Below are 7,443 nucleotides of genomic sequence, written 5' to 3' on the forward strand. Positions count from 1 at the left end.
GCACTTTTTTTAGGAGTAATAAATGAAGAAAATTATCGGTGTTATCGTTATTATCTTACTTACATATTATGCTTTGCATAGTACACCATCTCTTGCGGTACGGACTGCATTATTCTTTGAAGGACATCCAACTGTTGCTTTCTCTGGTGAAGTGAAGAAAGAACGGGATGTGAAAAAAGAGGCGATTCCTGATGAGTATCAAACCTTATACGGCGATAAGAAAGAAGAACCAGAGCATTACTTCTTTCCGGTAGTAAGGGCGCACGGATCAGGAATTGATATGTTAAGTGCTTGTGTGAAAAAAGAGTGGTTTTTCTATAAAGCAGAGCTCGGGTGTTATTAAAAATAGGAGGAAAAGTGATGGTAACTTATAACAAGTTAGTAAGAGATCGTGTCCCGGAGAAAATTTTAATGTCTGGAAAAACATATACAGCACAAAAATTAACAGGACAAGCTTACATACAAGCGTTAGCGAAAATTGGTACAGAAGAAATTCGTGAATTTGCTTCGATGAAGGATCGTGAACATGCGTTAGATTCACTTGCAGATGCACTTGAAGTTATTGTTTCATTAGCTCGCGCAGAAGGTGCAACAATTGAAGATGTAGAGCGTATTCGTAAGCAGAAAGAAGAAGAGCGCGGTGGGTTTGCAAGAGGCATTTATTTATTAGATGTTTCAGAAGAATAGTTTGATAGGAAAAGCATAGCGTTAATGGAGAGAATGCTGTGCTTTTTTGTCATTAAGATTAGGGTAAAGTGAATTTTATTACAATTTAGAAAATTAAACTATATTAGTAGAGGTTTTATAGTAATTTCTGTATACTAAATAGTAGAAAAAGCGAGGGGGAAACGACAGTGGCACATCATGCGAAAGAAACGATGGAATTGATTAAAGAGCTTGTCTCTATTCCGAGTCCATCTGGGAATACGACGAAAATTATTAATTTTATTGAAAACTATGTAAGTGAGTGGAATGTAGAGACGAAGCGTAATAATAAAGGCGCTCTTATTTTAACGGTTAAAGGGAAGAATGATGAGCAGCATCGTTTATTAACTGCACACGTTGATACGTTAGGTGCAATGGTGAAAGAAATTAAGCCTGATGGCCGTCTTAGTCTATCTATGATTGGTGGATTTCGTTGGAACTCTGTAGAAGGGGAATATTGCGAAATTGAAACGTCAAACGGTAAGAAGTATACAGGTACAATTTTAATGCATCAAACTTCTGTCCATGTGTACAAAGATGCAGGGGAAGCGAAGCGCGATGAGAAAAATATTGAAGTTCGTATTGATGAGCGTGTCTTTTCAGCAGATGAAGTACGTGAGTTAGGAATTGAAGTAGGAGACTTCGTTTCATTTGATCCACGCGTTCAAATTACAGAGAGTGGATACATAAAATCACGTCATTTAGACGATAAAGTAAGTGTAGCAATTCTATTAAAACTAATTAAAAGATTGCAAGATGAAAAGGTAACATTGCCATATACAACACATTTCTTAATTTCTAATAATGAAGAAATTGGATACGGTGGAAACTCAAATATTCCAGAAGAAACGGTAGAATATTTAGCAGTTGATATGGGAGCGTTAGGTGATGGACAAGCATCTGATGAATATACAGTATCCATCTGTGCGAAAGACTCTAGTGGTCCATACCATTACGCTTTACGTAAGCATTTAGTTGAACTGGCGAAAGCGAGCGCTATTGAATATAAAGTGGATATTTATCCATACTACGGATCAGATGCATCAGCTGCGATTCGTGCTGGATTTGATGTGAAACATGCGCTAATTGGAGCGGGTATCGATTCTTCTCATGCATTTGAACGTACACATGAAAGCTCCATCGCTCATACAGAAGCATTAGTGTATGCATATGTAATGTCTAATTTAATTGAAGACTAATTTCATAGAAAATAGAGAGGGCTGATTGAAAATATTATTTTTAATCAGCTTTTTATTTGGGGGATAAGATGAAGAAACTATTGATGGGTAGTATCGTTGTAAGTTTAGCGTTAAGTGGATGTTCTAAAGAAAGCGTAGGGGAAAAAGAAGTGACGAAGGTAGAGGATACCCAGGAAAAGAAAAAAGAGAGTGGAAAAATCCAAGGATCACAAATAAATCCGCAAGTGCAAAGTCGTTATACTGTTTCCATGAATTCTACTGAGGGTGAAACGTATACTTTGCATGTATTTGCGAATAACGAACAGCATGAAACGCAAAAAGAAGTTTGGGTCGGTGCACAAGAAGGGGATCAAATATATACAGGTGAATATCAGCTTGCCTTACAATCTACAAGTGCGACATTATATTTGCAAGAGGCACAAATTGGAGAGTTTACATTTAATACGTCTAGAAAAAATGGCTTTGTTAGTAAAGGTACACCAGATTTTTTTGTAGCGTTGCAGCGTGAGTCTTCTAATTTATCTACAGCGAAAGTTTTCTATATTCATAAAGGGAAAGTACTCGAAGTGAAAATTGGCGAAGGGGACCTAGGTATTGCAGGAACTTGTTTTAAAGCTTTAGATAAGGGGGAATTTCTTGTTGGAAATTACGATAACGGAGAAGGAATGTGGTACTTTTCGACTTTCCAAACAAATCTCGATACGGGAGAAGCGAAACTAGTTAGTGAGAAAAAACTTCCTTTAGAAGAAGGAAGAAAATATGAAGAAGACAATTTTAAGTAATTGAATTATATCCCGATATAGTAAGGCGCCCACATCAAAATTCGAAAATACGTAAAAATTATGATGGATGTGGGCTAATAATTAGTGGGGATGGACGTCTATAATGAGTATCGTTTCATTGTATTTATATTTATTATTCTCTATATATTCATTTTTAATAATATGTATAGGAAACGTATTTACTATAGGGATAGAATGTTATAAACTATTGTAGGAGTTATTTACCAATTAATATTTTTAATATTAGTTTGATTAAGAGAATTGTATAATGTGAGATTTTGAGAGGAGATTTGTTTTCATGAAGTACAAAGCAATCGCTGCAGGTATATTAGCAGCAAATTTATTGGTATATCCAATTAGTAGTTTAGCAGAAACGAAGAAGTTTTCAGATGTTCCAGATAACGCATGGTCAAAAGACGCAATTTACTATTTAGTAGAGAGAAATGTAATTAGCGGTATGACGGACAGTACTTTTGCACCACAGGGTCTTTTAACACGTGCTGAAGCAGCGACAATTGTAGCGAAAGCAATTGGATTAAACGTTAATCCAGCTGCGAAGCCATCTTTTAACGATTCAAAAAATCATTGGGCAGCTCAGTATATTGCAGCAATTGAAAAAGAAAATATTATTGCAGGGCGAGAAGCAGGTGTATTTGATCCTGATGGGAAAGTAACACGTGCTGAGATGGCATCTATGCTTGTGAAGGCTTATAAATTACAAGGTTTGGTAAAAGCCCCAGTAACGAATAAGTTTACTGACTTAGAAAATCATTTCGGTAAAGAAGCAGCAAATATTTTAGTAGCGTTAGAGATTTCTGCTGGTACAGGGAAGACAACTTGGAGTCCAGATCTTTCTATACCACGTGAACAAGCTGCACAAATGACGTATAAAGCGGACAAGCTAAGCAAAAATAATGATAATGTTAGTAAACCAGAAACAGAGAAGAAAATGTATATAGATCGCAAGTTTATTACATATCACCAACCATCTTTATCATCAGGAATCACTGACGTGCAACATGATCCACAAACGGTTGTAGTAAAAGAAGAGCGTGATGGATGGATTAAAATTGTAACGAGTAAAGGTGAGAAATGGACACCTTTAGTAGAGAAAACAGAAGGTATTAAAGAAGGATTTACTGCGTATGAAAAACCTGAACATTCTTCTAAAGTGGTAGGGAAATATGGAGCGCAAACAGTAACGGTTATTGAAGAAAAAGATAGCTGGATTCGTATCCGTACAAATAGTGGCTTCCAATGGGTTGATAAAAATCAGTTAAACCCAGTAAAACAAGGTAATTTCTTAGAAGGAAAAGCAATTATTATTGATCCAGGTCATGGTGGAATTGACTCGGGGAATCCTGGTTATTATGAGAAAGAAAGTCAAACCGTATTAGATGTATCATTACGATTACAGAAAATATTTGAGAAAAAGACACCGTTTACTGTGTTATTCACTCGTACAGATGATACTCGTCCAGGAGTAGACTCAACAGATTCATTGAAAAAACGAGTAGAGTTTGCACAGAAAAATAATGGAGATATTTTTGTAAGTATCCATGCTAATGGTTCTGACTTGAAAAATGGACAAGGTACAGAAACGTTCTATTATCAGTCAGCAACGACAAGAGCAACTAATCCAAATACAGAAGAAAGTCGTTTATTAGCAGAGAAGATTCAAAAACGTCTTGTAGAAGCGCTGGGAACAAAAGACCGTGGCGCGAAACCAAAGGACTTATACGTAACTAGAGAAAATACAATGCCAGCTGTATTAGCAGAATTAGCATTTGTAGATAATAAAAGTGATGCAGATAAAATTGCTACACCAGAACAGAGACAACGTGCAGCAGAAGCTATTTATCAAGGTATTTTAGATTACTACGAAGCAATGGGTAATGACGTATCTTCGTACCGTTAATAAATAGAGAGAATGATAGAAGAGATTGCCAGAGGCAGTCTCTTTTATTTATTAAATGAATTATAAAGGTTTCTCTTTATTTCGGGCATGTGATATCATTTAATTTTATATAAATAGTATTCGAGTAATTGTAATCATAACAATTTAAAATGATAAAGGATGATCATAGATTGAATAATCATAGTAAAACACCTGCATGTATATATACGTATGCGTTTCGCGAAGAGGAGCGTGCTTTATGTTACTTGGAAATGCGCTCGTTCTTTGGGATGGAGTCTCACGTTAATATTTTGAAAAGTGAAGTCAAGATTGCTCCGAGTAGAAGTCCGTTTATTAAAGAGCGCGTTGAGGTTATGTATGAAGGAGACGACTTAGAAAGCATTTTGAAACAAGTGGAACAAATTGACTTGGCGGGAGCGACGTTCAAAGTCATCTTCGTTAAAATTAATGACCTTGTTGGAGAAAATAAAATTGAATATGGGGACAGACGCCTTATTGAACGAGACCTTGGCATGCATATTGAAGGAGAAGCGGATGTTCGTAATCCAGAGCGTGTATTCGGGATTGTTCCTCTTGGAGGACGCTGGTACTTCGGACACTATGTAGAAAGTGATCCGGTTTGGTATCATCATATAAAAAAACCGCATAGCTATTCGACATCACTGAGCACACGTGTTGCTAGAGCTGTCGCAAATATCGCTGTACCAAACCCAGAGGGAGTACGAGCTATTGACCCGTGCTGCGGCATTGGAACAGTAGTAGTAGAAGCACTTTCTATGGGGATTAACATCGTTGGTAGAGATATAAATCCACTTGTGGTTCTTGGAACGAGAAAAAACATCGCACATTTCGGGTTTGAAGGAACAGTAACAAATGGCCCGATTGAAGAACTTACTGAGAACTATGACGTTGCAATTATCGATATGCCGTACGACCTATTTACGCACGCAACACCAGAAGATCAACTCTCGATTCTTTCAAGTGCGCGCCGCATTGCAAAAAAAGTAGTCGTTGTCACGATGGAAACAATGGACGACATGATTCATGAAGCGGGATTTGAAATTTCAGACCGCTGTATCACAAGAAAAGGATCATTTTCTAGACAAATTCTTGTTTGTGAATAGGAAAGGTCACCCGTTTATTAAATTTAGATAATAAATTACAGGATAGTTAGTCCATTATGAGGCTGATTATCCTTTTTTATTTAACAACAAATACAAAAACTCCATTTTGAATAAAGATTGATCAAAATGGAGTTACTCTTTTTAGCTAAGTATGAGATTTTTATAAAAAAGTTTGATTATTTTACTGAGCCTTAATGAATAATATTTCAAGAATACCAATAAAAAGCATAATCAGTCATAACTGAAGAATCACCCAACTGATGTAACATAGCTGAAATATTCCCTCTATGATAGGTTCCATGATTCACAACGTGTAAGACCATTTCAGATATACTTGTTTCTCTTAATCCTGCCCATGGATTATCCAACATTATTCTCTTTTCCATATCTTCCTGTCTGTTCAAAAAGGTTTTAAACCGGGATGTTAAAGTGTGAAATTCCGTTTCTAAGTCTTCAATGGGCAGTTTCTCAATCTTTTCTTGAATTTGAAATGAAGATTGCATTGCTTCGTTCATACTCTGACCCTCGAGGGTATGAAGCCATCCATATTCCACCAAATAGAGATGCGATAAAACCTTTGAAACAGAAGAAAAGACACTTTTCATTTCCTTTTGATATTTCTCAGGAGAAAGTGTCTTAAGATGATCAATAATCAGTTGATTTGCCCATACATGATAGCTATATAGATTTTCTACATGATTGGCCATACAATCGCCTCCTTATCATCACGTTTTTTAATGTTCTTTATCAGAATGAATTATTCCTTTAAATATTATTACTTATCTGATGAGATCTTCAACTAACCTGCCCCGTTAGTTGAAGTACATTTCTTCACAATGTTTATCGTTAGATTAAAATAAATATCCAACAAGAAAACATCAAACTTTATTATAAATAATCAATCTTTTTTACAAAGCTACACTTGTGACAAAAAAGCTTATTTTTTCATTTTGGGGTAATTCTGAATTCTTAAGTTGATGGGCATGCCTGTTTGGGTGACCTTTTTTTAGTTTGTATCAATGTGTGATTAGTTGGTAGTTTAGATGGGTGATTTGCCGGGATTTGTTGAATAGACGATATATCTCGAGAGTAATTTTGTTAGTAAATTACTCTTCTTTCGTTGTCTCTTGTTGTGCGATTAATAAATTGCGTAATACGTGTGCGCGGTAACTTTCTAGTTTTCGTCCTTCATGATAGCGAACACCTAATTTTTTAAGCTCAGCGACGTACCAGCCCTTTGTTCCGTAATACATTGGATCACTTCCTTTTTTCTTTTGAACAGTATATGTGGCGAGGTAAGAGAATTTTCTTTTTTTATTCATGAAATTTGCGAAAATGAACATTGAATATTCAGTCTTATTGTATTATGATTAACTTATTATCGGATGACAGTGATTAGCCTCTCTGTAAGCCCGGGTTTACTTTTGTTCAATTGAATAGCGGAGCTTCTTTCCACTTGAACTTCCTTAGCAGGAGGACGAGCCATACGGATAGAGACAGTAAAATCCAATGTAAATGTGTACATTGTTTTTCTGGCTCTTTTTATTTTTTAGTCAAAGTAGGAGGGGATTTTTAGAAAGCGTTGTCAATGGAAGATGGTGAACGTCCACGCTAATGGAGGGGCTGGTGAATTGTTTGGCTAAAGAGAAAAAGGAGTTACAGAAGGATTTAAAAACTCGGCATATAACAATGATTTCGATCGGCGGGGTTATCGG

General features: G+C 36.2%; 8 protein-coding genes. 6 read left to right on the forward strand and 2 right to left on the reverse strand.

Annotated elements, in window-relative coordinates; all coding sequences use genetic code 11:
• The first annotated feature begins 22 nt into the window (after nucleotides 1–22).
• The 6 genes from AC1DTM_RS14710 (at nucleotide 23) to AC1DTM_RS14735 (ending at nucleotide 5,728) form a co-directional block, all read left to right on the forward strand.
• The gene (locus AC1DTM_RS14710; RefSeq protein ID WP_016103859.1) at nucleotides 23–343 is read left to right on the forward strand and encodes a hypothetical protein; all 321 of its coding nucleotides are present in this window, start codon (nucleotides 23–25) and stop codon (nucleotides 341–343) included.
• A 17-nt stretch (nucleotides 344–360) separates the two neighbouring features.
• The gene (locus AC1DTM_RS14715; RefSeq protein ID WP_016103860.1) at nucleotides 361–687 is read left to right on the forward strand and encodes a nucleoside triphosphate pyrophosphohydrolase; all 327 of its coding nucleotides are present in this window, start codon (nucleotides 361–363) and stop codon (nucleotides 685–687) included.
• A gap of 167 nt (nucleotides 688–854) precedes the next feature.
• The gene (locus AC1DTM_RS14720; protein ID WP_016103861.1) at nucleotides 855–1,904 is read left to right on the forward strand and encodes a M42 family metallopeptidase; all 1,050 of its coding nucleotides are present in this window, start codon (nucleotides 855–857) and stop codon (nucleotides 1,902–1,904) included.
• A gap of 68 nt (nucleotides 1,905–1,972) precedes the next feature.
• Nucleotides 1,973–2,686, forward strand: coding sequence for a hypothetical protein (locus AC1DTM_RS14725; RefSeq protein WP_016103862.1), 714 nt, complete (start codon nucleotides 1,973–1,975; stop codon nucleotides 2,684–2,686).
• A 298-nt stretch (nucleotides 2,687–2,984) separates the two neighbouring features.
• Entirely contained in the window at nucleotides 2,985–4,604 is a 1,620-nt protein-coding gene (locus AC1DTM_RS14730) for an N-acetylmuramoyl-L-alanine amidase (protein ID WP_016103863.1), read from the forward strand.
• A 170-nt stretch (nucleotides 4,605–4,774) separates the two neighbouring features.
• A complete protein-coding gene (locus tag AC1DTM_RS14735) occupies nucleotides 4,775–5,728 on the forward strand; it encodes a TRM11 family SAM-dependent methyltransferase (RefSeq protein ID WP_016103864.1) in 954 nt (317 codons plus the stop codon).
• 206 nt (nucleotides 5,729–5,934) lie between these two features.
• On the opposite strand, the gene AC1DTM_RS14740 is transcribed toward AC1DTM_RS14735, so the two are convergent.
• Nucleotides 5,935–6,435, reverse strand: coding sequence for a DinB family protein (locus AC1DTM_RS14740; RefSeq protein WP_016103865.1), 501 nt, complete (start codon nucleotides 6,433–6,435; stop codon nucleotides 5,935–5,937).
• A 399-nt stretch (nucleotides 6,436–6,834) separates the two neighbouring features.
• A complete protein-coding gene (locus tag AC1DTM_RS14745) occupies nucleotides 6,835–7,050 on the reverse strand; it encodes a YflJ family protein (RefSeq protein WP_033710642.1) in 216 nt (71 codons plus the stop codon).
• Nucleotides 7,051–7,443 lie beyond the last annotated feature (393 nt).

The organism is Bacillus sp. P4_D3 (assembly GCF_056401855.1).